At 71.7% G+C, this 24439-nt stretch carries 24 protein-coding genes and 1 pseudogene; 17 read left to right on the forward strand and 8 right to left on the reverse strand.

Annotation, left to right across the window (positions count from 1 at the left end; all coding sequences use genetic code 11):
• Nucleotides 1-90: 90 nt before the first annotated feature.
• Nucleotides 91-1416: a DUF2252 domain-containing protein gene (locus ABT360_RS31305; protein ID WP_351824021.1), complete on the reverse strand. Its 1326-nt coding sequence runs from the start codon at nt 1414-1416 to the stop codon at nt 91-93.
• Nucleotides 1417-1584: 168 nt separating this feature from the next.
• Between ABT360_RS31305 and dnaE the strand changes: the two genes are divergently transcribed.
• Nucleotides 1585-5124: a DNA polymerase III subunit alpha gene (gene dnaE / locus ABT360_RS31310; protein ID WP_351824024.1), complete on the forward strand. Its 3540-nt coding sequence runs from the start codon at nt 1585-1587 to the stop codon at nt 5122-5124.
• Nucleotides 5125-5374: 250 nt separating this feature from the next.
• Here the strand turns inward: dnaE and ABT360_RS31315 are convergent, their stop codons facing one another.
• Nucleotides 5375-5596, reverse strand: coding sequence for a hypothetical protein (locus ABT360_RS31315; protein ID WP_351824081.1), 222 nt, complete (start codon nt 5594-5596; stop codon nt 5375-5377).
• Nucleotides 5597-5771: 175 nt separating this feature from the next.
• Here ABT360_RS31315 and ABT360_RS31320 point away from each other — a divergent pair, with 175 nt between their 5' ends.
• The 4 genes from ABT360_RS31320 to ABT360_RS31335 are packed head-to-tail and all read left to right on the forward strand — an operon-like array spanning nt 5772 to nt 9645.
• A complete protein-coding gene (locus ABT360_RS31320; protein WP_351824026.1) occupies nt 5772-7103 on the forward strand; it encodes an NYN domain-containing protein in 1332 nt (443 codons plus the stop codon).
• A gap of 38 nt (nt 7104-7141) precedes the next feature.
• Nucleotides 7142-8113: an ABC transporter ATP-binding protein gene (locus tag ABT360_RS31325; RefSeq protein WP_351824075.1), complete on the forward strand. Its 972-nt coding sequence runs from the start codon at nt 7142-7144 to the stop codon at nt 8111-8113.
• A gap of 13 nt (nt 8114-8126) precedes the next feature.
• The gene (locus tag ABT360_RS31330; protein ID WP_444852354.1) at nt 8127-8963 is read left to right on the forward strand and encodes an ABC transporter permease; all 837 of its coding nucleotides are present in this window, start codon (nt 8127-8129) and stop codon (nt 8961-8963) included.
• A gap of 34 nt (nt 8964-8997) precedes the next feature.
• Nucleotides 8998-9645: a DUF2567 domain-containing protein gene (locus tag ABT360_RS31335; RefSeq protein WP_351824029.1), complete on the forward strand. Its 648-nt coding sequence runs from the start codon at nt 8998-9000 to the stop codon at nt 9643-9645.
• Between the two features lie 419 nt (nt 9646-10064).
• Here ABT360_RS31335 and ybaK read toward each other — a convergent pair.
• The 4 genes and pseudogenes from ybaK to ABT360_RS31355 all read right to left on the reverse strand — a co-directional run bounded on the left by ybaK (nt 10065) and on the right by ABT360_RS31355 (nt 14116).
• Nucleotides 10065-10561: pseudogene (ybaK, locus tag ABT360_RS31340) on the reverse strand (Cys-tRNA(Pro) deacylase).
• Between the two features lie 13 nt (nt 10562-10574).
• Complete coding sequence (locus tag ABT360_RS31345; protein ID WP_351824032.1) at nt 10575-11315, reverse strand: LON peptidase substrate-binding domain-containing protein; 741 nt, start codon at nt 11313-11315, stop codon at nt 10575-10577.
• Between the two features lie 5 nt (nt 11316-11320).
• Nucleotides 11321-12391: a hypothetical protein gene (locus ABT360_RS31350; protein WP_351824035.1), complete on the reverse strand. Its 1071-nt coding sequence runs from the start codon at nt 12389-12391 to the stop codon at nt 11321-11323.
• A 114-nt stretch (nt 12392-12505) separates the two neighbouring features.
• Complete coding sequence (locus ABT360_RS31355; protein WP_351824038.1) at nt 12506-14116, reverse strand: oxidoreductase; 1611 nt, start codon at nt 14114-14116, stop codon at nt 12506-12508.
• 160 nt (nt 14117-14276) lie between these two features.
• Between ABT360_RS31355 and hisD the strand changes: the two genes are divergently transcribed.
• From hisD to hisF, 8 genes are all read left to right on the forward strand, one after another.
• A complete protein-coding gene (hisD, locus tag ABT360_RS31360) occupies nt 14277-15599 on the forward strand; it encodes a histidinol dehydrogenase (RefSeq protein ID WP_351824041.1) in 1323 nt (440 codons plus the stop codon).
• The gene (locus ABT360_RS31365; protein WP_351824044.1) at nt 15596-16714 is read left to right on the forward strand and encodes a histidinol-phosphate transaminase; all 1119 of its coding nucleotides are present in this window, start codon (nt 15596-15598) and stop codon (nt 16712-16714) included. The genes hisD and ABT360_RS31365 overlap by 4 nt, the downstream gene beginning before the upstream one ends.
• Entirely contained in the window at nt 16711-17304 is a 594-nt protein-coding gene (hisB, locus tag ABT360_RS31370; protein WP_030492957.1) for an imidazoleglycerol-phosphate dehydratase HisB, read from the forward strand. Before ABT360_RS31365 ends, hisB begins: the two co-directional genes overlap by 4 nt.
• Nucleotides 17305-17380: 76 nt before the next feature.
• Complete coding sequence (locus tag ABT360_RS31375) at nt 17381-17548, forward strand: hypothetical protein (RefSeq protein ID WP_351824047.1); 168 nt, start codon at nt 17381-17383, stop codon at nt 17546-17548.
• A 5-nt stretch (nt 17549-17553) separates the two neighbouring features.
• Nucleotides 17554-18195, forward strand: a complete 642-nt coding sequence (hisH, locus tag ABT360_RS31380; protein ID WP_351824050.1) for an imidazole glycerol phosphate synthase subunit HisH — start codon at nt 17554-17556, stop codon at nt 18193-18195.
• A 32-nt stretch (nt 18196-18227) separates the two neighbouring features.
• A complete protein-coding gene (priA, locus tag ABT360_RS31385; protein ID WP_073752339.1) occupies nt 18228-18953 on the forward strand; it encodes a bifunctional 1-(5-phosphoribosyl)-5-((5-phosphoribosylamino)methylideneamino)imidazole-4-carboxamide isomerase/phosphoribosylanthranilate isomerase PriA in 726 nt (241 codons plus the stop codon).
• Complete coding sequence (locus ABT360_RS31390; protein ID WP_351824053.1) at nt 18950-19366, forward strand: RidA family protein; 417 nt, start codon at nt 18950-18952, stop codon at nt 19364-19366. The genes priA and ABT360_RS31390 overlap by 4 nt, the downstream gene beginning before the upstream one ends.
• Nucleotides 19363-20118 (forward strand): imidazole glycerol phosphate synthase subunit HisF, encoded by a 756-nt coding sequence (hisF, locus tag ABT360_RS31395; RefSeq protein ID WP_351824056.1) that lies wholly within the window; start codon nt 19363-19365, stop codon nt 20116-20118. The genes ABT360_RS31390 and hisF overlap by 4 nt, the downstream gene beginning before the upstream one ends.
• Before the next feature lie 11 nt (nt 20119-20129).
• Here hisF and ABT360_RS31400 read toward each other — a convergent pair whose 3' ends face one another.
• Nucleotides 20130-20516 (reverse strand): VOC family protein, encoded by a 387-nt coding sequence (locus tag ABT360_RS31400; protein WP_351824059.1) that lies wholly within the window; start codon nt 20514-20516, stop codon nt 20130-20132.
• A gap of 119 nt (nt 20517-20635) precedes the next feature.
• Entirely contained in the window at nt 20636-21271 is a 636-nt protein-coding gene (locus ABT360_RS31405) for a TIGR03085 family metal-binding protein (RefSeq protein WP_351824062.1), read from the reverse strand.
• An 84-nt stretch (nt 21272-21355) separates the two neighbouring features.
• Between ABT360_RS31405 and hisI the strand changes: the two genes are divergently transcribed.
• The 4 genes from hisI to ABT360_RS31425 all read left to right on the forward strand — a co-directional run bounded on the left by hisI (nt 21356) and on the right by ABT360_RS31425 (nt 24254).
• Entirely contained in the window at nt 21356-21706 is a 351-nt protein-coding gene (gene hisI, locus ABT360_RS31410; RefSeq protein ID WP_073752349.1) for a phosphoribosyl-AMP cyclohydrolase, read from the forward strand.
• Between the two features lie 5 nt (nt 21707-21711).
• Entirely contained in the window at nt 21712-23199 is a 1488-nt protein-coding gene (locus ABT360_RS31415; RefSeq protein ID WP_351824066.1) for an anthranilate synthase component I, read from the forward strand.
• Between the two features lie 22 nt (nt 23200-23221).
• Nucleotides 23222-23884: a TIGR02234 family membrane protein gene (locus ABT360_RS31420; protein WP_351824069.1), complete on the forward strand. Its 663-nt coding sequence runs from the start codon at nt 23222-23224 to the stop codon at nt 23882-23884.
• 97 nt (nt 23885-23981) lie between these two features.
• Nucleotides 23982-24254 carry an HGxxPAAW family protein gene (locus ABT360_RS31425; RefSeq protein WP_351824072.1) on the forward strand — a complete coding sequence of 91 codons (273 nt, stop codon included), beginning with the start codon at nt 23982-23984 and terminating at the stop codon, nt 24252-24254.
• Nucleotides 24255-24439: the final 185 nt, after the last annotated feature.

Genomic DNA, 24439 nt, shown 5'->3' on the forward strand with positions numbered 1-24439 from the left:
GCCAATGCTCCGCAGTGGCTCGCTCCTCCGCCTTGCATCTGCACGCACCAGACCCCGCTCGCTGATCCGGCCTGATCCAAAAGACACGCCCTAGAGGCCGGGAATGCGGCCGTTGCGGAACAGATCGACGAAAATCTGGTGGTCCGCCCGCGCCCGGGCGCCGTAGCTGTGCGCGAAGTCCACCAGCAGCTCCCCGAAGCCCGCCTCGTCCGCAGCGATCGCCGCGTCGATGGCCCGCTCCGTGGAGAACGGCACCAAGGAGTGCCCGCTCTCGTCGTCCGCCGCCGCGTGCATGGTGGCCGTCGCCCGGCCCAGGTCGGCGACGGTCGCGGCGATCTCCTCCGGGTCGTCGATGTCCGACCAGTCGAGGTCCACCGCGTACGGCGAGACCTCCGCGACCAGCTGCCCGGCGCCGTCCAGCTCCGTCCAGCCCAGCCACGGGTCGGCGTGGTCCTGGAGCGCCCGCTGCGAGATGACCGTGCGGTGCCCCTCGTGCTGGAAGTACCCGCGCACCGCCGGGTCCGTCACATGGCGGGAGACCGCCGGGGTCTGCGCCTGCTTCATGTAGATCACGACGTCGTTCTCGAGGGCGTCGCTGTTGCCTTCGAGGAGGATGTTGTACGACGGAAGCCCGGCCGACCCGATGCCGATGCCGCGCCGCCCCACCACGTCCTTCACGCGGTACGAGTCGGGCCGGGCCAGGCTCGACTCCGGCAGCGTCTCCAGGTAGCCGTCGAACGCCGCCAGGACCTTGTAGCGGGTCGCCGTGTCCAGCTCGATCGCCCCGCCGCCCGCCGAGAACCGGCGCTCGAAGTCACGGATCTCCGTCATCGTCTCCAGCAGCCCGAACCGGGTCAGCGACCGGGCGTCGCGCAGCGCGTCGAGCAGCGGGCCCTCGGCCGTGTCCAGGGTGAAGGGCGGGACGTCGTCGTCCCTGGCACCCGTCGCCAGCGCGTGGATCCGCTCCCGGTAGGCGGCGGCACAGATCCGTACCAGCTCGGTGATCTGCTCGTCGCTGAGCGCCTTGCTGTAGCCGATCAGCGCCAGGGACGCCGACAGCCGCTTCAGGTCCCAGGTGAAGGGCCCGACGTACGCCTCGTCGAAATCGTTGACGTTGAAGATCAGCCGCCCGTTGGCGTCCATGTACGTGCCGAAGTTCTCGGCGTGCAGGTCGCCGTGGATCCACACCCGGCCGGTCCGCTCGTCCAGGTACGGGCCACCGTGCTGCTCCTGGTCGAGGTCGGCGTAGAAGAGGCAGGCCGTGCCCCGGTAGAAGGCGAAGGCCGAGCCTGCCATCTTCCGGAACTTGACCCGGAAGGCGGCCGGGTCGGCCGCCAGGAGCTCGCCGAAGGCGGTGCCGAAGACGGAGAGGATCTGCTCACCGCGTTCCTCGGCGGTGGGCTGGGGGACCGACATCTCGGGGTGCCTCCTGGTGCGGACGTGCATGGCTTTGTACACAACAAAACGGACAGGTGTTCCGTCCGTCTCAACGCGCGACCGTACTCCCGGGTGCCCGGTCGTTGTCAGTGGGGCGACGTAGACTTCCGAGCTGTCCCCCATCCCCGACCCCCGGAGGCAGCAGCCGTGTCGAAGCCGCCGTTCACGCACCTTCACGTGCACACCCAGTACTCGCTGCTGGACGGTGCCGCGCGGCTGAAAGACATGTTCAACGCCTGCAACGAGATGGGCATGACGCACATCGCCATGTCCGACCACGGCAACCTCCACGGGGCGTACGACTTCTTCCACTCGGCGAAGAAGGCGGGGGTCACCCCCATCATCGGCATCGAGGCGTACGTCGCCCCCGAGTCGCGCCGCAACAAGCGCAAGATCCAGTGGGGCCAGCCGCACCAGAAGCGGGACGACGTCTCGGGTTCGGGTGGTTACACCCACAAGACGATCTGGGCGGCGAACGCGACCGGCCTGCACAACCTGTTCCGGCTCTCCTCCGACGCGTACAAGGAGGGCTGGCTCCAGAAGTGGCCGCGTATGGACAAGGAGACCATCGCCCAGTGGTCGGAAGGGCTGATCGCCTCCACCGGCTGCCCCTCCGGTGAGCTCCAGACCCGGCTGCGCCTCGGCCAGTTCGACGAGGCCCTGAAGTCCGCCTCCGAGTACCAGGACATCTTCGGCAAGGACCGGTACTTCCTGGAGCTGATGGACCACGGCATCGAGATCGAGCGCCGGGTCCGCGACGGGCTGCTGGAGATCGGCAAGAAGCTCGGCATCCCGCCCCTGGTCACCAACGACTCGCACTACACGTACGCGCACGAGGCCACCGCCCACGACGCGCTGCTGTGCATCCAGACCGGCAAGAACCTCTCCGACCCCGACCGCTTCAAGTTCGACGGCACCGGCTATTACCTGAAGTCCACGGACGAGATGTACGCCATCGACTCCTCGGACGCCTGGCAGCAGGGCTGCGCCAACACCCTCCTGGTGGCCGAGCAGATCGACACCGCCGGCATGTTCGAGAAGCGCGACCTCATGCCGAAGTTCGACATCCCCGAGGGCCACACCGAGGTCAGCTGGTTCAAGGAGGAAGTCCAGCGCGGCATGCACCGCCGCTTCCCCGGCGGCATCCCCGAGGACCGCCAGCAGCAGGTCGAGTACGAGATGGACGTCATCATCCAGATGGGGTTCCCGGGGTACTTCCTCGTCGTCGCCGACTTCATCATGTGGGCCAAGAACCAGGGCATCGCAGTGGGCCCCGGCCGAGGCTCCGCGGCCGGTTCGATCGTGGCGTACGCGCTGGGCATCACCGACCTCGACCCCATCCCGCACGGCCTGATCTTCGAGCGCTTCCTCAACCCCGAGCGCGTCTCCATGCCCGATGTCGACATCGACTTCGACGAGCGCAGGCGCGTCGAGGTGATCAGGTACGTGACCGAGAAGTACGGCGAGGACAAGGTCGCCATGATCGGCACGTACGGCACGATCAAGGCCAAGAACGCGATCAAGGACTCCGCGCGCGTGCTGGGCTACCCGTACGCGATGGGCGACCGCATCACCAAGGCGATGCCCGCCGACGTCCTCGGCAAGGGCATTCCGCTCTCCGGCATCACCGACCCCTCCCACCCCCGGTACTCGGAGGCGGGCGAGGTCCGCGCGATGTACGAGAACGAGCCGGACGTGAAGAAGGTCATCGACACCGCGCGGGGTGTGGAGGGCCTGGTCCGGCAGATGGGCGTGCACGCCGCCGGCGTGATCATGTCCAGCGAACCGATCGTCGACCACGTCCCCGTCTGGGTCCGGCACACCGACGGCGTCACCATCACGCAGTGGGACTACCCGAGCTGCGAGTCGCTCGGCCTGCTGAAGATGGACTTCCTGGGCCTGCGCAACCTGACGATCATGGACGACGCCGTCAAGATGGTGAAGGCCAACAAGGGGATCGACATCGATCTCCTGAGCCTCCCGCTCGACGACCCGACGACCTTCGAGCTGCTCCAGCGCGGCGACACCCTCGGTGTCTTCCAGTTCGACGGCGGGCCCATGCGGTCCCTGCTGCGGCTGATGAAGCCCGACAACTTCGAGGACATCTCCGCCGTCTCGGCCCTCTACCGGCCGGGCCCGATGGGCATGAACTCGCACACGAACTACGCGCTGCGCAAGAACGGCCAGCAGGAGATCACCCCGATCCACCCCGAGCTGGAGGAACCGCTCAAGGAGGTCCTCGGCGTCACCCACGGCCTGATCGTCTACCAGGAGCAGGTGCAGAAGGCCGCCCAGATCATCGCCGGGTACTCGCTCGGCGAAGCCGACATCCTCCGCCGCGTCATGGGCAAGAAGAAGCCCGAGGAACTGGCGAAGAACTTCACCATCTTCCAGGCCGGCGCCAAGAAGAACGGCTACAGCGACGAGGCCATCCAGGCGCTGTGGGACGTGCTGGTCCCCTTCGCCGGATACGCCTTCAACAAGGCGCACTCCGCCGCGTACGGACTCGTCTCCTACTGGACCGCGTACCTCAAGGCCAACCACCCCGCCGAGTACATGGCGGCGCTGCTCACCTCGGTGAAGGACGACAAGGACAAGTCGGCCGTCTACCTGAACGAGTGCCGGCGCATGGGCATCAAGGTGCTTCCGCCGAACGTCAACGAGTCCGAGTCGAACTTCGCCGCCCAGGGTGACGACGTCATCCTCTTCGGCCTCTCCGCCGTGCGGAACGTCGGTACGAACGTCGTCGAGTCGATCATCCGATGCCGCAAGGCCAAGGGGAAGTACACCTCCTTCCCCGACTTCCTCGACAAGGTCGAGGCGGTCGTCTGCAACAAGCGCACCATCGAGTCGCTCATCAAGGCCGGTGCCTTCGACGAGATGGGCCACACCCGCAAGGGTCTGGTCGCCCATCACGAGCCGATGATCGACAACGTGGTCGCGGTCAAGCGCAAGGAGGCCGAGGGACAGTTCGACCTCTTCGGCGGCATGGGCGAGGAGACGAGCGACGAGCCGGGCTTCGGGCTCGACGTCGAGTTCTCCGACGTCGAGTGGGAGAAGTCCTACCTCCTCGCGCAGGAGCGCGAGATGCTCGGCCTGTACGTCTCGGACCACCCGCTCTTCGGTATCGAGCACGTCCTGTCGGACAAGACGGACGCGGCGATCTCCCAGCTGACGGGCGGCGAGCACGCCGACGGCGCGGTGGTCACCATCGGCGGCATCATCTCCGGCCTCCAGCGCAAGATGACCAAGCAGGGCAACGCCTGGGCCATCGCGACCGTCGAGGACCTCGCCGGCTCCATCGAGTGCATGTTCTTCCCGGCGACGTACCAGCTGGTGTCGACCCAGCTCGTCGAGGACACCGTCGTCTTCGTCAAGGGCCGCCTCGACAAGCGCGAGGACGTGCCCCGGCTGGTCGCCATGGAGCTGATGGTCCCCGATCTGTCGTCGGCCGGCACCAACGCGCCCGTGGTGCTCACCATCCCGACGGTGAAGGTGACCCCGCCGATGGTCAGCCGCCTCGGTGAGATCCTCTCCCACCACAAGGGCAACACCGAGGTACGGATCAAGCTCCAGGGCCCGCGGTCGACCACCGTGCTCCGGCTCGACCGGCACCGCGTCCAGCCCGACCCGGCGCTCTTCGGCGACCTCAAGGTGCTGCTCGGCCCGGCCTGCCTGGCCGGCTGACCGGTCCTTCCTGCCTGGTCGGCCGGCCCCTTAGGGGCCCGGTCGACCGGCTGCTGGTCCGGTGACCGACCGGCTTGTCCTGTCGGCCCGGTAGTCGGCCGGGTGGCCCTGATGGCCGTGGTCGACCGGCTGCTGGTCCAGCCGGTCCGGCGGTCGGCCGGCCGGGCCCGGGTCTCCCGCGCCGCGCGGAAGGGGCGCGCCCGTCGTCACGGGTGCGCCCCTTCCGGCATACGCGGGGTCGGGCGTGGCCTCAGTTGTGGCCGAACCTCTTCTGCCGCCCCTTGCCCGCGACATCGGCGGGCGTGACCTGGGAGATCCGGTGCTCGGCCTGAGCCTCCATCGAGGAGCTCTTCGCCTGCTGCGCGCCGCGCTCCGCCGCCGACGCCTTCTGCTGACTTCGGTCCGACTTCTTGTTCTTGGCCATGGTGATGCCTCCGTGGGGTGTAGGGGCCAGGGCCGCTGCCAGACTCACATACGTCAATTATGCGCGCATTTTGGATCATTGCGGACGGTAGTCGCCTCCCGTCACGGGGGCTTGAGGCGATCCGCCACGCCGATGATCCAGTTCCGGCCGTTAACCCCCCGGCAGTCGGGCAGACTCGAAGGAAACCCGAAGCAACTTCCGATCCCGAGGTTCCCGAAAGAGGGTGGAACACGTGGACCGCTGCGTCGTTCTGGTGGACGCCGGCTACCTGCTGGGAGCCGCCGCCAGCCTTCTCGCGGGAGAACCGGCCCGTTCCCGGATCACCGTCGACCACACCGCCCTCATCCAAGGCCTCCGCGAACGCGCCGAGGCCGACACCCAGCAGCCCCTGCTCCGGATCTACTGGTTCGACGGCGCCCCCGACCGCGTACCCCAGCCGGAACACCGCAGGCTGCGCGTGATGCCGCGCGTCACCGTCCGGCTGGGCGCCCTGACCCGCAGCGACGGCCGCTGGGCCCAGAAGGGCGTCGACGCGGCGATGCACGCCGAACTCACCGAGCTGGCCCGCAACCGCGCCTGCTCCGACATCGTGCTCGTCACCGGCGACGGCGACCTGCTGCCCGGCCTGATGTCCGCCAAGGAGCACGGCGTCGCCGTCCACCTCTGGGCCGTCCAGGCCGCCGACGGCGACTACAACCAGTCCGAGGACCTGGTCGCCGAGGCCGACGAGCGCCGGGTGCTCGACCGCGAATGGATCACCCGTGCCGTACGGGCCAAGGAGCTCACCGGCCCCTGCTCGCCCCAGCCCGCGCCCCGCCCCGAGATCGCCGCGATCCTCTCCGCCCCGCTGCCCGAGTCGGCACTCGCCGCGTCCGCCGAGCGCGCCGCCGAGGCCGCAGCCGCCGCCGGTGTCAACGGCACGTCGTCCTCCGTCAACGGCACACCGCCCGTCAATGGGACGCCCGTCAACGGCACGCCCCGCGGCGAAGGCGGCGCCGACACCCACGCGCCCGGCGCGCCCGCCCCGGCCGGCGGCGCCAAAGGCGGCGTCCCCACGCCCAAGGACCTGGCCGCCCTGCACGCCCCCGGCCACCAGGCCGCCGCCGGCCCGGCAGCCGCCCAGCCCGCCAACGCCACCCTCCGCTGGTCCTCCGACCGCGGCTGGGTCGACCGCCCCGGCGGCACCGTCGGCGAACCGCCCGAGACCGCGTCGCTGCCCACCCTCGCCCAGCTGACCAGCGCCGAGCAGCGCTGGGCCGACCGCGAGGAGGACATCACCACGGTCGGCGGCGACCCGTTCGAGGTGGGCCAGGTCTTCGCACGGCGCTGGATGGAACGGCTCCCCGACCCCGCCCACGTACAGAAGCTGTCCACCATGTACCCCCGCATTCCGCACCGCATCGACGGCGAACTGCTGAGGTACGCGGCACGGTTCGGCCTGCTCGCGCACAAGGACGACCAGATCGACGAGCACGACCGGTACGCGATCAGGGCCGGGTTCTGGCGCGAGATCGACGTACGGGCGGCGGCCGAGCACGCCCCCGTGGGCGAATAGGGCAGGGCGACCCTTTAGGCTCATCCCTCGTGAGTACGGTGTGCGTGGTGCGGGAGCTGGTCAAGACGTACCCCGCCACGCGCGGGCGGCGCGGACGGCCCGCCACACCCGAGGTGCGCGCCACCGACGGGGTGTCCCTGGACGTGTGCGGCGGCGAGATCTTCGGCCTGCTCGGCCCCAACGGCGCAGGCAAGTCCACCCTCGTACGCCAGCTGACCGGCCTGATGCGCCCCGATTCCGGCACCGTCGAGATGCTCGGCCACGACCTCGTACGCCACCCCGAGCGCGCCTCGCGGCTCATCGGCTACCTCGGTCAGGAATCCACCGCGCTGGACGAGCTGACCGTCGCGCTCGCCGCCGAGACCACCGGACGGCTGCGCGGCCTCACGGCCCGGGACGCGCGGGCCGAGCGGGACGCCGTCCTCGACGAACTGGGTCTCGCCGAGCTCGCCGGGCGCCCCCTGAAGAAGCTGTCCGGCGGACAGCGGCGGCTCGCCTGTTTCGCCACCACGCTGGTCGGGGAGCGGCCGGTACTGATCCTCGACGAGCCGACCACCGGCATGGACCCCGTCGCCCGGCGGGCCGTGTGGGCCGCGGTCGACCGGCGGCGCGCCCAGCAGGGCGTGACGGTACTGCTCGTCACCCACAACGTCATCGAGGCCGAGACGGTACTGGACCGGGTCGCCGTCATGGAACGCGGGCGGGTGATCGCCTGCGACACCCCGGCCGGGCTCAAGGAGCGGGTGGCCGGCGAGGTGCGGGTGGAGCTGGTGTGGCGCGAGCGGCCTCCGCTGGACGTGCCCGAGGTGGCGGCGCTGCGGGGATCGGCGCAGGAGTCGGGGCGCAGCTGGGTGCTGCGGCTGGCGCCGGACGAGGCACGGGCGGCCGTCGCCGCGGTGACGGGCGGTGCGGCGTTCGCGGCGCTCGACGACTTCACGCTGGCCACGCCGAGCCTGGAGGACGTGTACCTCGCGCTGGGCGGCGAGACGAAGGGCCTGGTCAAGGCATGAACAGGAGCATCCGTTGAGCATCGTGCCCGCACAGGCCGCTGTGTCGTCCGGCCCGGTCGTGGCCGCGCAGGCCGACGACTCCGCCTCGCGCGGCGCCGCGCCGCTCGCGCCGCGGGCGCGGCTGCTGCCCGCGCTCGCCGCCGTGTACCGGGCGCAGTTGTCGCGGGCCCGGGTGGCCCGTATCCCGTTGCTGTTCGTGGCGACCTTCCAGTCCGTCGGGATCATGGTGCTGATGCGGGGGGTCGTCGACGGAGGGGCGGAGGCGCGGGCGGTTGTCGCCGGCTCGTCGGTACTCGTCGTCGCCTTCGTCGCGCTGAACCTCCTCGCCCAGTACTTCGGGCAGCTGCGGGCGAGCGGCGGGCTCGACCACTACGCCACCCTGCCGGTGCCACCCGCCGCGGTGGTGCTGGGCGCGGCCGGTGCGTACGCCTCCTTCACGGTGCCGGGGACGATCGTGACGGCGGTCGCCGGCTCGGTCCTCTTCCAGCTGCCGCTGACGCACCTGTGGATCCTCGCGGCCGTCGTCCCGCTCGCCGGGGCCGCCCTCGCCGGGCTCGGCGCGGCACTCGGGCTGCTCGCGCCGCGCCAGGAGCTCGCCACCCTGCTGGGGCAGCTCGGCATGTCGGCCGCCCTGCTGCTGGGCGTCCTGCCGGCCGCCCGGTTGCCCGAGCCCATCGGGTGGGCCCGGGACCTGCTGCCGTCGACGTACGGGGTGGAGGCCCTCGCCCGCACGTTCGACGCCCACCCCGACTGGGCGGCCGTCGGCCTGGACCTCGCGGTGTGCGCGGCGGTCGGCGTCGTCTCGCTGGCCGTCGCGACGTGGGCGTACCGGCGGGCGGCGGTCCGGTGAGGCACCGTGCCGGGACGCCTGGCACGATGGCAGGGTGACCGCACCGCTGACTCCGCCCCACCGGCCGTCCCCGCACGACTCCGCCTGGCCGCCGCCGTACCCGTCCGCCTCGTCCTCGTCGGGAGCGGACGACGTGCCGGACGTGGCCACGGAGGTACGGCAGGGTGCCGTGGTGCTGCTCGCCGTGACGGTCGCGGGTATCGCTCTGGGGCTGCTGTGGCTGTGGCTGGCGCCGCGGATCCCGTTGGTCTCGGACGGCAAGGCCGTGTTCCTCAAGCAGACGGAGGGCGAGGGCGCGGTGGGCGCGGACGGCACGTTCGCCCTGCTGGCACTGGGTTTCGGGGCGCTGAGCGCGGCGGTCGTCTTCTGGTTCCACCGGCACGGAGGCATCGCGATCGTGGTCGGCCTCGCGCTGGGCGGCCTGCTCGCCTCGCTCCTCGGCTGGGGCGTCGGCACGCTGCTCGGCCCGGCGCACGACGTGGCGGAGCACGCCCGGGCGGTCGGCGCGGGTGTCACGTTCGACGCGCCGCTGGAGCTCAAGGCGCACGGTGCGGTGCTGACGTGGCCGGTGGCCGCGATGCTCGTCCACCTGGGGCTCACGGCCCTCTTCGGCCCCCGCGACCCGGAACCGGACTGGGACGCCCCGCTGCTCCCGCCGTCCTCGCAGGACGGCCGCGCCTGACGTTGTGGGGCTGACGCCCCCGCCCCCCACTCCCCGGAACGTGGCGGCTTCGCGCCGCACGGCGCGGGTGCGTGCGGGCGCGGGGCCAAGCCGAGGACCCGGGCACGGCACGGCCAGGGCGCCCCGACTGGGCACGTCCCAGGGCCCCCGACCCGGGCACGGGTCAGGCCGACGGCCCGGGCACGGCCCAGAGCGTCGTTACCCGGGCACGGCCAGGGCGTCCGGACCCGGGCGTTGGTCAAGGGCGGCAGGCCCCCGGGGCGCGGAAACGTGTGAGGCCCGTCAGGAGGGGCGGCGGCCGTGGTTGGCGCGGTGCTTGCGGATGCGCCACTTCCGTTTGCGGGTCCTCTTCGACATGGGCGGTCCCTTCCGACGGCGTTCCTACGGTCGTAGCCGAGGACGGGACCGCCGTCGAGGGGTCACGCGCGGCCGACCGGTGCCACCACCGCGTCCGTGAGGGCCGCCAGGTCGGCCGGGCCAGCTCGACTTCCAGGCCCCGGCGCCCCGCCGAGACGCAGATCGTGTCGTGCTTCGACGCCGACGCGTCCAGCACCGTGGGCAGCCGCTTGCGCTGGCCGAGCGGCGAGATGCCGCCGCGGACGTACCCCGTCGTGCGTTCCGCCGCCGCCGGGTCGGCCATTGTCGCGCGCTTGCCGCCCACCGCCGCCGCGAGGGCCTTCAGGTCCAGCTGGCCCGCCACCGGGACGACCGCGACCGTCAGGGCGCCGTCGACGTCGGCGACCAAGGTCTTGAAGACGCGGTCGGGGGAGACCCCGAGGGCCTCGGCGGCCTCCTCGCCGTACGAGGGGGAGGCGGGGTCGTGGTCGTACGCGTGCAGCGTGAAGGGCGTGCCCGCGGCCGTGAGGGCCACCGTCGCCGGGGTGCCGCCCGACTGCTTCTTCGGCTTCTTCCCCATGTCGTCCCCCTCGTCAGTTCGGGCTCGTCGGGGCCCGCGTCAGGTCCACCGCCGGCAACGACGGCAGGTGCCGCAGCACGGCCGTCTCCGCACGCAGCAGGTGCAGTTCCTCCTGCAGCCGCGTCGCCGTGTCCGGTGCCTGGAGGAGCCGCTGCTTGGCCGGGGTGTCGAGCACCGCCGCCGCGGCCACCAGATACGAGACGACCGACGGCTCGTCCGGCAGTTCCTGACTCGTCGTCATGGATCGCTCCCGGGCTCCCGCCAGCCGCTTCTGGTAGGCGCGGAACGCCCGCAGGACCCCCTCGGCGAGCGCTCCGGCCCCGTCGCCCTGCTCCTCCTCCAGCTCCTCCAGCTCCGCCGTGAGGAACGGTCCGCTCGCGTCGACCGACAGCAGCTTCACCCGCTTCGTACCGGTCGCCAGCACCTCGAAGCTGCCGTTCTCCCGCTCCCGGATCGTCGCCGCGTCGGCGATGCACCCGACCCGGTGGAACGCCTGGATCGGGTCCGGTCCGAAGCCCGCGGCGGGACCCTTCTCCGGCAGCGCGGTCTGGTCGGGCATCCCGGGCGCGGTGGGCGCGACCTCACGCCCGTCGCGGATCGCCACGACGGCGAAGCGGCGCGGCTCCGACTCGTCGGTCTTGAGCAGCTCGCGCATCATGGCGCGATAGCGCTCCTCGAAGACGTTCAGGGGCAGCACGAGGCCCGGGAACAGCACCGCGTTCAGCGGGAAGAGTGGCAGGCGAGCGGTGGTCACAGCGGTCAAGCGTAATGGCCGCCCGAACGGCCGCGTCCGGCCCGTCCGCGCTGCGGGACGGCCGAGGCCACTTCGCGGCGCACGCCGTCGCGCGCGTCGAGGAACCGGCCCAGCGGATCGTCGCTCACCGACGACCACGGAAACGACGTCGCGTACGGGCCGATGAGCCGGAACTGGTCCAGCGCCGCGGCCCACCGCTCCCGCCCGGCCAGCACGTACACGAGGACGTTGCGCACCTCGGCCGGCCACGGGTCGGCCACCGCGTACCGCCCCGAGAGTTCGATCGCCAGGTCGGCAGCAGAGTCGACCCGGTCCCACGGTACGGAGCCGGCGTCACCCGCCCCCAGCCGGGCCAGCGCCGCCCGCACCGGGAGCGCCCTTATCAGCGATCCCGGCAGCGCGTCGGCGGCGGCCTGCTCGGCGAAGTCGAAGCACTCGCGGTGCGAGCCGTGCGAGCCGCGCCGCTGGGCCGACAGGTACTTCAGCGCGGCCACATGACACCCGTAGTGGTGCGGGGCGCGGCGTACGGCCTGCTCCCACAGCGTCTCGAACGCGGTGTGCGTGGCATGCGTGCCGCGCGCGTGGTCCAGCGCCAGGCGCCAGGGCACCGGGTCGCGCGGGTCGGCCTCGGCCGCGGCGTCTATCAGCCGGCCCAGCTCGCGCAGCCGTTCGGAGCGCGCCGGGGACTCCCACGCCGTGCGGACCGCCACCTCCGCCTTGACCAGCAGGGCGTCCGGGTCGTGGGGTGTGGCGGCCAGCCATCCCGTCAGCCACTCGTCCCGGCCCCGCGCGAAGGCGGCCAGCCGCATGACGTACCGGTCCCGGCTCTCCCACTCGGCGGCCCCACGCGTGGTGGCCAGCAGCTTCGCGGCCGGTTCGTGGTCCCCGAACGCGGCGGCGACCAACGCCGGAGCGAGCCGCTCGTCCGGCGCGTCGAGCAGCACCGCGTGGTCCGGCGGCAGCCCGTCCGCGAACTGCGGAGCGTGCCACGCGGGGGCCCTGGGGTGTCCCCCGGGAGGGCGCAGCCCACGGGCGGTGCTGAGCAGGGCACGGAGCAAAGACATGGTGCGGACCATTGAAAACCGCAGGTCGGAGCCGCGCCAGAGGCCTCGCTGTGAAGCTTTGGTAGCGGCGGAATGGTTGCACGGACGAATGCCAAGAGAACGTAAAGAAAGAGGTGTACGGGTGTGTCAGCTGCGCCGGAGGAGACGTGAGGCGCCGGCCGCGACGGTAGTGGCGAGGATCCAGCCCAGCAGGATGAGCCCGGTCGAGGCCCACTGCCATAAGCCTCCCAGCCGCCAGTACCCGTCCTGGCCGAGATTGATCACCGGCAGCAGCAGGTCCAGCGCGTACAGTGCCGCGTTCCAGTGCGGATGCTCGCCCGGTTTGATCGGCGGGGGATCGCACCGCGAGAAGGCGAGCGTCCCCGCCGCCCACAGCACCGCCATCCACAGCGCCGCCCGGCCCGGCCGGTAGCCGTAGGCCACCGTCCAGTCCTGGAGGTAACCCCACATCTTGGCCGCCAGCGGGAGCGTCTCGCGCCGCCGGCGCTGCTTGGCCAGCAGCACCTCGCGCGCGTCGGCGTCCTCGCCGCTGTTGCGCAGCACGGTCGCCAGCCGTTCGTACGGCTCGGGGGCGAACTCGGGGGTCGCCGCCGCCACCCACTCCAGGCGGCGGGCGAGCGGGAAGTGCCCGTACGGCACGAGGTTCTCGTACACGAACCCGCCCATCGCCAGCCCACCCGGGCCGGGCCAGCTGGTCGACAGGTCGATCAGCGTCACGACCTTCGCGCCGTTCAGCACCACCCGCCCCTCCTCCGGGCGCTCCCCGTTGAACCGGAGCTCCGGGGTGACGATCCGGCGCAGCGACAGCTCCTCCCGCCGCTCCGACGACAGCAGGAAACGCGCCTGGTGGAAGTCGACCGCGTCCCCGAAACGGCCGTCGTCCAACCGCACTCCGCCCCGGCACTCGAACGGCTGCACGCGCGTGCCGCGCATCGGCGTGTTGAAGTTGGCCAGCCCGCCGGGCGGCGTCGTGCCCGCCGCGTTCCCCGTCCGGTCGCTGACCCAGGCGTACGTCATGTACAGCGTCCGCTCCACGGTCAGCTGCGGCGCGTTCAGCGCCCGCCGGCCCTCCGCGCCGCGCAGCCGGCTGCCGCGCAGGCTCAGCGAGACGCCGATCTTCGCGCCGCGCAGGGAGAACTCGCCGTGCGTCTCGATCAGCTCGGCCTGGAGGTCCTGCGCCACGGACATCCCGTCCGCGACGATCGCCCGCCCCCGCCGGTCGGGACCCACATGGATCTGGCTGATCAGCAGGTCCGTGCCGATCTGGGCGTCCGTGAGCCGCATGCCGTGGTCGATCCGGCAACGCGGCAGGTGCAGGTCGCCCTCCGTGTGCAGGCGCGCCGCCTCCAGCCGCGGTATCGCGCACTTGACCATGCGCAGCGTGGTGAACCGCGACTCCGGCAGCACCACCTCGTTCTCGAAGCGGCAGCCGTGCAGCTCCACGTACGGCCCGACCGTGCCGCCGGCCAGATCCAGCGTCCCGGTGATGTGCACCCCGCGCAGCTTCAGCGCCGAGACCCGCCCGGCCAGTGCGGGCGGCCCGTCCAGCAGCAGCAGCGCCACCTTGTCGGCCCGCACACTCCGCTCGGGCGGCCAGACGCGCGGCGAGAACGGATCGTCCAGCATCGCGTTCCCCGTGCTCAGGTCATAGGTGGCGCCGATCCGGAACGCCTGCCACATCCCCACCTCGGACGGGGTGAGATCGTCCGGCACATCGTCGTCGTGCGGCTCGGTCACTGCCGCCCCCTCCGCTTCCCCTGTTTCGTACGGTTGTTCTTCCCGCTGTGTGACGGACCGAACGCTAACGGTCAGGTGTGACAACAAGACGCCAGTGCGGCGTGTATCAGCCAGTGATACGGACGCTCGGCCGCGCGACGCCGTCTGCGAGAATTGACCTGTGATCTCACGAATCGATCTGCGCGGCGACGCCCTCCCGAAGGGTGGCGCTCTGCGCGACCTGCTGCCCCGTGCCGAGTTCGACGTGGAAGCCGCCCTGGAGAAGGTGCGGCCCATCTGCGAGGCCGTGCATCATCGGGGAGACGCGGCGCTGATCGACTACGCGGAGAAGTTCGACGGGGTGGTCCTCGACCAGGTGCGGGTTCCGGCCGCCGCGCTCACGCGCGCGCTGGAGGAGCTCGACCCGGCCGTCCGCGCCGCCCTGGAGGAGTCGATCCGACGGGCCAGGATCGTCCACCGCGAGCAGCGCCGTGACCAGCACACCACCCAGGTGGTCCCCGGCGGCACGGTGACCGAGAAGTGGGTTCCGGTCGAGCGCGTCGGGCTGTACGCGCCGGGTGGCCGCTCCGTCTACCCCTCGTCCGTGATCATGAACGCCGTGCCGGCGCAGGAGGCGGGTGTCGAGTCGATCGCGCTCGCTTCCCCGCCGCAGAAGGAGTTCGGCGGCCTGCCGCACCCGACGATCCTCGCCGCCTGCGCGCTGCTCGGCGTCGACGAGGTGTACGCGGCCGGAGGCGCCCAGGCCGTCGCCATGTTCGCGTACGGCACCGAGTCCTGCGCCCCGGCCAACATGGTCACCGGCCCCGGCAACATCTGGGTCGCCGCCGCGAAGCGGTACTTCACCGGACGGATCGGCATCGACACGGAGGCCGGCCCGACCGAGATCGCCGTCCTCGCCGACGACACCGCCGACCCGGTGCACATCGCCGCGGACCTGATCAGCCAGGCCGAGCACGACCCCCTCGCCGCGGCCGTCCTGGTCACCGACTCCCTGGCCCTCGCCGAGGCCGTCGAGAAGGAGCTGGAGCCCCAGGTCGCCGCCACCAAGCACATCGAGGACCGGATCGTGCCCGCCCTGCGCGGCAAGCAGTCCGCGATCGTGCTGGTCGACGGTCTGGAGGAGGGCCTGCGCGTCGTCGACGCGTACGGCGCCGAGCACCTGGAGATCCAGACCGCCGACGCCACCGCCGTCGCCCAGCGCGTACGCAACGCGGGCGCGATCTTCGTCGGCCCGTGGGCGCCGGTCTCGCTCGGCGACTACTGCGCGGGCTCCAACCACGTCCTGCCCACCGGCGGCTGCGCCTGCCACTCCTCGGGCCTGTCCGTGCAGTCCTTCCTGCGCGGCATCCACATCGTGGACTACGCCCAGGACGCGCTCGCCGAGGTGGCCCACCACGTGGTGACCCTCGCCGAGGCGGAGGACCTGCCGGCCCACGGCGCCGCCATCAAGGCCCGGTTCGGATGGAAGGTGCCCCAGCAGTGACCATCGGCATCGACGACCTGCCCATCCGCGACGAGCTGCGCGGCAAGTCCCCCTACGGCGCGCCGCAGCTCGACGTACCCGTACGCCTCAACACCAACGAGAACCCGTACCCGCTGCCCGAGCCGCTCGTCGAGCGGATCGCCGAGCGTGTCCGGGACGCCGCCCGTACGCTCAACCGCTACCCCGACCGGGACGCCGTCGAGCTCCGCACGGAACTGGCCGCCTACCTCACCCGCACCACCGGGTACGAGGTCGGCCTCCCCAACGTCTGGGCCGCCAACGGCTCCAACGAGGTCATCCAGCAGCTGCTCCAGACCTTCGCGGGACCGGGCCGCCTCGCGATGGGCTTCGAGCCCTCGTACTCGATGCACGGTCTGATCTCGCGCGGGACGGGGACCGGCTGGATCTCCGGACCGCGCAGGGACGACTTCACCATCGACGTCGCCTCCGCCACGGCCGCCATCGCCACGCACCGCCCCGACGTCGTCTTCATCACCTCGCCCAACAACCCCACGGGCACCGCCGTCGAGGCGGAGACCGTGCTGGCGCTGTACGAGGCCGCCCAGGCCGCCAAGCCGTCCCTGGTCGTGGTCGACGAGGCGTACGTGGAGTTCAGCCACCGGCCCTCGCTGCTGCCGCTGATCGAGGGCCGCCCCCACCTGGTGGTCTCCCGCACCATGTCCAAGGCGTTCGGCGCGGCAGGCCTGCGCCTGGGCTACCTGGCGGCGCACCCGGCCGTGGTCGACGCCGTCCAGCTCGTACGCCTGCCGTACCACCTGTCGGCCGTCACCCAGGCCACCGCGCTCGCCGCCCTGGAGCACACCGATACGCTGCTGGGGTACGTGGAGCAGTTGAAGGCCGAGCGGGACCGCCTGGTCACCGAGTTGCGCGCCATCGGCTACGAGGTGACCGAGTCCGACGCCAACTTCGTCCAGTTCGGGCGCTTCGACGGCGAGGGGGCCGCCCACGCGGTGTGGCGGCAGATCCTCGACCGAGGCGTCCTGGTCCGTGACAACGGCGTACCGGGCTGGCTGCGGGTCACCGCCGGCACACCGGAAGAGAACGACGCGTTCCTGGATGCGGTTCGCGCACTGAAGAAGGAGCAGAGCTCATGAGCCGCGTAGGACGGGTCGAGCGCACCACCAAGGAGACGTCCGTCGTCGTCGAGATAGACCTCGACGGCACCGGAAAGGTCGACGTGTCGACCGGCGTCGGCTTCTACGACCACATGCTCGACCAGCTCGGCCGCCACGGACTGTTCGACCTCACGGTCAAGACCGACGGCGACCTGCACATCGACTCGCACCACACCATCGAGGACACCGCCCTCGCCCTCGGCGCCGCCTTCAAGCAGGCCCTCGGTGACAAGGTCGGGATCTACCGCTTCGGCAACTGCACCGTGCCGCTGGACGAATCCCTCGCCCAGGTCACCGTCGACCTCTCCGGCCGCCCCTACCTGGTGCACACCGAGCCGGAGAACATGGCGCCGATGATCGGCTCCTACGACACGACGATGACCCGGCACATCCTGGAGTCGTTCGTCGCCCAGGCCCAGATCGCGCTGCACGTCCACGTCCCGTACGGGCGCAACGCCCACCACATCGTGGAGTGCCAGTTCAAGGCCCTCGCCCGCGCCCTGCGGTACGCCTCGGAGCGCGACCCGCGCGCGGCCGGCATCCTGCCCTCCACGAAGGGCGCGCTGTGAGCGACGCACGCGCGGCCGCCGGGCCGCGGACGATCGTGGCCCGGGCGTCAGCCCAGGGGGAGAACGGAAGAGCGCTGTGACGGGTCTGTCGACCATCCTGATCGTCGTCGGCCTCTTCCTGGCGGGAGGCGTGTACTCCTTCACCAAGCAGAAGATGCCCAAGGGGCTCATCGTCCTGCTGACCATCGCCTCGGTGATGTGCCTGGTGGCGGGCGTGCTGCGGATTCAGGGGATCTGGGAGTGAGCGGTATGAGCACTGCGAAGAAGGTCGTGGTCTTCGACTACGGATTCGGCAACGTCCGCTCCGCCGAGCGGGCCCTCGCCCACGTCGGCGCCGACGTCGAGATCACCCGCGACTACGACAAGGCCATGAACGCCGACGGGCTCCTCGTCCCCGGCGTCGGCGCCTTCTCCGCCTGCATGGCGGGTCTCCAGGAGGCCCGAGGTCACTGGATCGTGGAGCGCCGGCTGTCCGGGGGCCGCCCCGTCATGGGCATCTGCGTCGGCATGCAGATCCTCTTCGAGCGCGGGATCGAGCACGGAGTGGAGACCGAGGGCCTGGACGAGTGGCCCGGCACGGTCGGGCCCCTGAAGGCCCCGGTCGTCCCCCACATGGGCTGGAACACCGTCGACGCCCCCGGTGACAGCGAGCTGTTCGCCGGCCTGGACGCCGACGCCCGGTTCTACTTCGTGCACTCCTACGCCGTGCACGACTGGAGCCTGGAGATCACCAACCCCGCCATGCGCGCGCCCAAGGTCACCTGGTCCACACACGGCGAGCGGTTCGTGGCGGCCGTCGAGAACGGGGCGCTGTGGGCGACCCAGTTCCACCCCGAGAAGTCCGGCGACGCCGGCGCCCAGCTGCTGACCAACTGGCTCAACACCTTCTGACCCTCCTTCTTGAGAATCTGGGACCCGCTGAGATGAGCAAGCTCGAACTCCTTCCCGCCGTCGACGTCCGGGACGGCCAGGCCGTACGCCTCGTCCATGGCGAGTCCGGCACGGAGACCTCCTACGGCTCTCCGCTGGAGGCGGCCCTCGCCTGGCAGCGTGCGGGCGCCGAGTGGCTGCATCTCGTCGACCTCGACGCCGCGTTCGGCACCGGTGACAACCGGGAGCTGATCGCCGAGGTCGCGAAGGCCATGGACATCAAGGTCGAGCTGTCCGGCGGCATCCGGGACGACGCGTCGCTCGCGGCCGCGCTCGCCACCGGCTGCACCCGCGTGAACCTGGGCACCGCCGCGCTGGAGACCCCCGAGTGGGTCGCCAAGGTCATCGCCGAGCACGGTGACAAGATCGCGGTCGGCCTGGACGTACGCGGCACGACGCTGCGCGGCCGCGGTTGGACCCGCGACGGCGGCGACCTGTACGAGACGCTGGCCCGCCTCGACTCCGAGGGCTGCGCCCGCTACGTGGTCACCGACATCGCCAAGGACGGCACGCTCCAGGGCCCCAACCTGGAACTGCTGCGCAACGTCTGCGCGGCCACCGACAAGCCGGTCGTCGCCTCCGGCGGCGTCTCGTCGCTGGACGACCTGCGGGCCCTGTCGGAGCTCGTGCCGCTCGGCGTCGAGGGCGCGATCGTCGGCAAGGCGCTGTACGCCAAGGCCTTCACCCTGGAGGAAGCTCTCGCGGCGGTGGCCGGATGACCGACTCCGTACGCCGTGTGGTGACCGGCGCGCCGTGGGAGGAGCAGTTCGGCTACTCCCGTGCCGTCGAGCTGCCCAACGGCATGGTGCTGGTGTCCGGCTGCACCTCCGTCGTCGACGGGCAGATCGCCGGCGGGGATCCCTACGAGCAGGCCGTCAACGCCTTCAACGTGGCCTTCGCCGCGCTGGAGCAGCTCGGCCTCGGGGTGGCGGACGTGGTCCGCACCCGCATGTACATCACCCACGCCCGGGATGTGGAGGAGGTCGGCCGCGCCCACAAGGAGCTGTTCGACGCCGTCCGCCCCGCCGCGTCGATGATCATCGTCGAGGGCTTCGTCGACCCCAGCCTGGTCGTCGAGGTCGAGGTCGAGGCGTACCGGGCGGGGACGAACCGAGGAGGTGCCGCGTCATGACCCTCGCGGTCCGAGTGATCCCCTGCCTGGACGTGGACAACGGCCGGGTCGTCAAGGGCGTCAACTTCCAGAACCTGCGCGACGCGGGCGACCCCGTCGAGATGGCCAAGCTGTACGACGCCGAGGGCGCCGACGAGCTGACCTTCCTCGACATCACCGCGTCGTCCGGCAACCGGGAGACCACCTACGACGTGGTGCGCCGCACCGCCGAGCAGGTCTTCATCCCGCTGACCGTCGGCGGCGGCGTGCGCAGCGCCGAGGACGTCGACAAGCTGCTGCGCGCCGGCGCCGACAAGGTCGGCGTCAACACGGCGGCCATCGCCCGGCCCGAGCTGATCCAGGAGATCGCCGAGCGTTTCGGCCGTCAGGTATTGGTGCTGTCGGTGGACGCCCGCCGCACCCCCACCGGTTCGTTCGAGGTCACTACGCACGGCGGGCGCCGCGGCACCGGCATCGACGCCGTCGAATGGGCCCACCGGGCCGCCGAGCTGGGCGCGGGCGAGATCCTGCTCAACTCGATGGACGCGGACGGCACGAAGGACGGCTACGACACAGAAATGATCGCCGCCGTGCGCAAGCACGTCACGGTCCCGGTGATCGCCTCCGGCGGCGCGGGCGAGCTCGCGCACTTCCCGCCCGCGATCGACGCGGGCGCGGACGCGGTGCTGGCCGCGTCGGTCTTCCACTTCGGCGACCTGCGGATCTCCGAGGTGAAGGCCACCCTGCGCGAAGCGGGCCACCCGGTCCGCTGACCCCCGCGGGCTCAGCCGAGCGGCTGGGTGAGCTGTATGAGGTTGCCGACCGTGTCGTCCAGCACGGCCGTCAGCACCGGCCCCTTTTCCGTGGGCGGCTCGGTGAACCTCACGCCCAGTCCGCTCAGCCGCTCGTACTCGCCCCGCAGGTCGTCCGCCCCGAGCACGATGCACGGCAGCCCGGCCTCCCGCAGCCCCCGCCGGTACTGCTCCGCCACCGGGCTGTCCCCGGGCTCCAGCAGCAGCTCCACGTCCTGGTTGGGCGCGGCCACCGTGATGAAGCGCGCTCCACCCAGATCGATGTCGGTACGGGTCCGGAAGCCGAGCACGTCCGTGTAGAAGGCGTGGGCCTTCTCCTCGTCGTCGACGTACACGCTGGTCATCGCGATCCTGATCATCGCCCGATCCTCCTGCCCGGCTGCCCACCAGCCACGTACGTCCGATGATGCACGCCGCCACTGACAACGGCCGTTCGACAGGCAGGCGGACAGGACTGCTTCCGCGATTCCCGCGGCGCCTAGAGCCCCAGCTGCTTCGTGCCGTGCAGGCGCTCCACTGCGTCCTTGTCGCCCTCCACCTCGACGTTCGCCGCGTCCTGGCGCCCGAACGCGAACATCGTCAGCTCGCCCGGCTCACCCGTCACCGTCACCACCGGGGTGCCCCGGCGGGCTACCGTCGTCTGGCCGTCGGGGCGGCGCAGGACCAGGCCCACGGGGGCCTTCCGGCACAGCATGCGCGCCGCCTTGTCCAGGCGCACCCACAGGGCCTCGGTGAAGACCGGGTCCAGCTCACGGGCCGTCCAGCCCTGCTGCGCCCGCCGGACGTCCTCCGCGTGCACGAAGAACTCGACCGTGTTCGCGCCCTCGTCGACCTGCTTGATGGCGTACGGGGACATCCGCGGCGGGCCGGTACGGATCAGCTGGATCAGTTCCTCGTACGGCTTGGAGGCGTACTCCGCCTGCACCTGCTCCAGGCGCCCGCGCAGGGGGCTCAGCAGTATCCCCGCCGCCGCGTCCGGACGGCGCTCGCGCACCACCACATGGGCCGCCAGGTCGCGGGTCTTCCACCCCTCGCACAGGGTCAGGGCATCGGGGCCCGCCGCCTCCAAGAGGTCGGCGAGCAGGAGCCGTTCACGCTTGGCATGGGTCGACATGAGGGCCAGGGTACGGCCGGACACCGGGGTCCGCCCAGTGGACGCACCACCGGCAAGCCCCCCACGTCACGGCACAATGGCGACATGACCAGCAACCTTGACCCGGCCATCGCCGCCCGTCTCAAGCGCAGCCCCGACGGGCTGGTGCCGGCCATCGCCCAGCAGTACGACACCGGCGAGGTGCTCATGCTGGGCTGGATGGACGACGAGGCCCTGCACCGCACCCTCACCACCGGCCGCTGCACCTACTGGTCGCGCAGCCGCCAGGAGTACTGGGTCAAGGGCGACACCTCCGGTCACGTCCAGCACGTCAAGTCCGTCGCCCTCGACTGCGACGCCGACACCGTCCTGGTCAAGGTCGACCAGGTGGGGGCCGCCTGCCACACCGGCGCCCGCACCTGCTTCGACGCCGACGTCCTCCCGCTGGGAAAGTAACCGCCATGGATCTCGAGACCTTCCGCAAGCTGGCGGCCGACCGCCGCGTCATCCCCGTCAGCCGCCGCCTCCTCGCGGACGGCGACACCCCGGTCGGCCTCTACCGCAAGCTCGCCGCCGAACGCCCCGGCACCTTCCTCCTGGAGTCCGCGGAGAACGGGCGCTCCTGGTCCCGGTACTCGTTCATCGGCGTCCGCAGCGCCGCCACGCTCACCGCCCGCGACGGCCAGGCCCACTGGCTCGGCTCCCCGCCCGTCGGCGTCCCCGTCGACGGCGACCCCCTCCAGGCGCTGCGCACCACCGTGGAAGCCCTCCACACCCCCAGGGACCTCGCCTCGGGGATGCCGCCCTTCACCGGCGGAATGGTCGGCTACCTCGGCTACGACATCGTGCGCCGCCTGGAGCGCATCGGCGACCACGGCCACGACGACCTCCGGCTGCCCGAGCTGACGATGCTGCTCACCTCCGACCTCGCCGTGCTCGACCACTGGGACGGCACGGTGATGCTCATCGCCAACGCCATCAACCACAACGACCTCGACACCGGTGTCGAGGAGGCGTACGCGGACGCCGTCGCCCGCCTCGACGCCATGACCGCGGACCTCGCCAAGCCGGTCGAGACCGAGCCCGTCGCCCTGCCGCCCTCCGAGCTCCCGCCGTACACCGCCCTGTGGGGCGGCACGGCCTACCAGGAGGCCGTCGAGGACATCAAGGAGCGCATCAGGGCCGGCGAAGCCTTCCAGGTGGTCCCCTCGCAGCGGTTCGAGACCCCCTGCACGGCGAGCGCCCTGGACGTCTACCGGGTCCTCAGGGCCACCAACCCGTCCCCGTACATGTACCTCTTCCGCTTCGACGGCTTCGACGTCGTCGGGTCCAGCCCCGAAGCCCTGGTCAAGGTCGAGGACGGGCACGCGATGGTGCACCCGATCGCCGGCACCCGCCCGCGCGGGGCCACGCCGCAGGAGGACCAGGCCCTCGCCGACGAGCTCATCGCGGACCCCAAGGAGCGGGCCGAGCACCTGATGCTCGTCGACCTCGGCCGCAACGACCTCGGCCGCGTCTGCGCACCCGGCTCGGTCGAGGTCGTCGACTTCATGTCGATCGAGCGGTACTCGCACGTCATGCACATCGTCTCCACCGTCACCGGCCGCGTCGCCGAGGGACGCACCGCCTTCGACGTCCTCACCGCCTGCTTCCCCGCCGGCACCCTCTCCGGCGCCCCCAAGCCGCGCGCCATGCAGATCATCGAGGAACTGGAGCCCACCCGCCGCGGACTGTACGGCGGCTGTGTCGGCTACCTGGACTTCGCCGGCGACTCCGACACCGCCATCGCCATCCGCACCGCCCTGCTGCGCGACGGCACGGCGTACGTCCAGGCCGGCGCCGGTGTCGTCGCCGACTCCGACCCGGTCGCCGAGGACACCGAGTGCCGCAACAAGGCGGCCGCCGTCCTCCGCGCCGTACACACCGCCAACCGGATGAACGGCGCATGAGGGCATAAGGGATAGTGGTGGCGTGAGTGCCGCATCCGTACCCCAGCCCCGTGCCACCCGCGCGGACGAGACGGCGGCCGCTTCGGGCGGCCGCCGCAGCCTCGCCGCCGCCCTGCTCCTCGGCGCCGCGGGCGCGGCCGTCGTACTGCTCGCCTCGGGCCAGACCTGGGCCGAGGGCACCGTCGCGGTCGGCGGCGGCAGCGTGCCGCTCGACGCGACGGGCGGCGACATCACCGGCGTACCGACCGCCCTGGCCATCGTGGGCCTCGCGGCCCTGGTCGCCGTCCTCGCGGTACGCCGTGCGGGCCGTTTCCTCGTGTCGCTGCTGCTCACCCTGAGCGGCGCGGGCGCGGCCGTCGCCGCATACCTGGGGGCCTCCGACAGCGCGGCGCTCGACGAGAAGGCCGCCTCGACCACCGGGGACGCCGCCGCGCGCGTCGCCGCCCTCACGCACACCGCCTGGCCCTACGTCACGGCGGCCGGCGCCCTGCTGATCCTCCTCGCCGGGCTGCTGGCCCTCCGCCACGGGCGCACCTGGCCCGCCATGTCCGGTCGCTACGAGCGCGACGGCGGCCCCCGCGCCCGCAAGAGCACCGGCACGGCCGCTCCCGGCGACCCCGACCGGCCCGAGGACCTGTGGAAGGCCCTCGACCGGGGCGAGGACCCGACCGACCCGCGAGGGTGACCCCCAGATCACTCCGCACGCGCGCGTGCGGGACAATGTCGCTGAGCGTCCGCACCCGGCGGGGCCTTAAGAGAGCAACATCAACGAGGAGCAATTCATGGCCAGCGACCATGGACACACCCCGGCCGCCTGGACCGGTGTCATCATCTCCTTCATCGGCTTCTGCGTCGCCGGTGTCTTCATGGTGGCGGACAACCCGTTCGGCTTCTGGGCCGGCTGCGCCGTCATCCTGCTCGGTGCCGTCGTCGGTGGTGCCATGAGGCTCGCCGGCCTCGGCAAGAAGGAGTCGCCGGACCTCGTCCGGGCGCGCGAGGAGGCGGCGCGCAAAGACCACACTCCGGAGACCGCCCGCGCGGACGTCCACGCCTGACCCGTCCGGGCGCATCACGACACGAGGCGCGGTCCGGCACCAGCCGGGCTGCGCCTTTCCGTACGACCGGCGACAATCACCCGGTGGACCCCAAGCCGACCTCCGCCCCCGCCCCGCCGCCCGCCCCCGGCACGTCCCCGGGCCCCAAGCCGACCTCCGCCCCCGCCCCGCCGCCCGCCCCCGGC

Source organism: Streptomyces sp. NPDC000229 (assembly GCF_040300825.1).
Taxonomy (GTDB): domain Bacteria; phylum Actinomycetota; class Actinomycetes; order Streptomycetales; family Streptomycetaceae; genus Streptomyces.

What these genes read in the sequence shown, in the direction of transcription:
- ABT360_RS31305 (WP_351824021.1), bottom strand. Translation starts at nt 1,416, where the DNA reads ATGTCGGTCCCCCAGCCCACCGCCGAGGAACGCGGTGAGCAGATCCTC.
- ABT360_RS31350 (WP_351824035.1), bottom strand. Translation starts at nt 12,391, where the DNA reads ATGGTCCGCACCATGTCTTTGCTCCGTGCCCTGCTCAGCACCGCCCGT.
- hisB (WP_030492957.1), top strand. Translation starts at nt 16,711, where the DNA reads ATGAGCCGCGTAGGACGGGTCGAGCGCACCACCAAGGAGACGTCCGTC.
- hisH (WP_351824050.1), top strand. Translation starts at nt 17,554, where the DNA reads ATGAGCACTGCGAAGAAGGTCGTGGTCTTCGACTACGGATTCGGCAAC.
- priA (WP_073752339.1), top strand. Translation starts at nt 18,228, where the DNA reads ATGAGCAAGCTCGAACTCCTTCCCGCCGTCGACGTCCGGGACGGCCAG.
- ABT360_RS31390 (WP_351824053.1), top strand. Translation starts at nt 18,950, where the DNA reads ATGACCGACTCCGTACGCCGTGTGGTGACCGGCGCGCCGTGGGAGGAG.
- hisF (WP_351824056.1), top strand. Translation starts at nt 19,363, where the DNA reads ATGACCCTCGCGGTCCGAGTGATCCCCTGCCTGGACGTGGACAACGGC.
- ABT360_RS31400 (WP_351824059.1), bottom strand. Translation starts at nt 20,516, where the DNA reads ATGATCAGGATCGCGATGACCAGCGTGTACGTCGACGACGAGGAGAAG.
- ABT360_RS31405 (WP_351824062.1), bottom strand. Translation starts at nt 21,271, where the DNA reads ATGTCGACCCATGCCAAGCGTGAACGGCTCCTGCTCGCCGACCTCTTG.
- hisI (WP_073752349.1), top strand. Translation starts at nt 21,356, where the DNA reads ATGACCAGCAACCTTGACCCGGCCATCGCCGCCCGTCTCAAGCGCAGC.
- ABT360_RS31415 (WP_351824066.1), top strand. Translation starts at nt 21,712, where the DNA reads ATGGATCTCGAGACCTTCCGCAAGCTGGCGGCCGACCGCCGCGTCATC.
- ABT360_RS31425 (WP_351824072.1), top strand. Translation starts at nt 23,982, where the DNA reads ATGGCCAGCGACCATGGACACACCCCGGCCGCCTGGACCGGTGTCATC.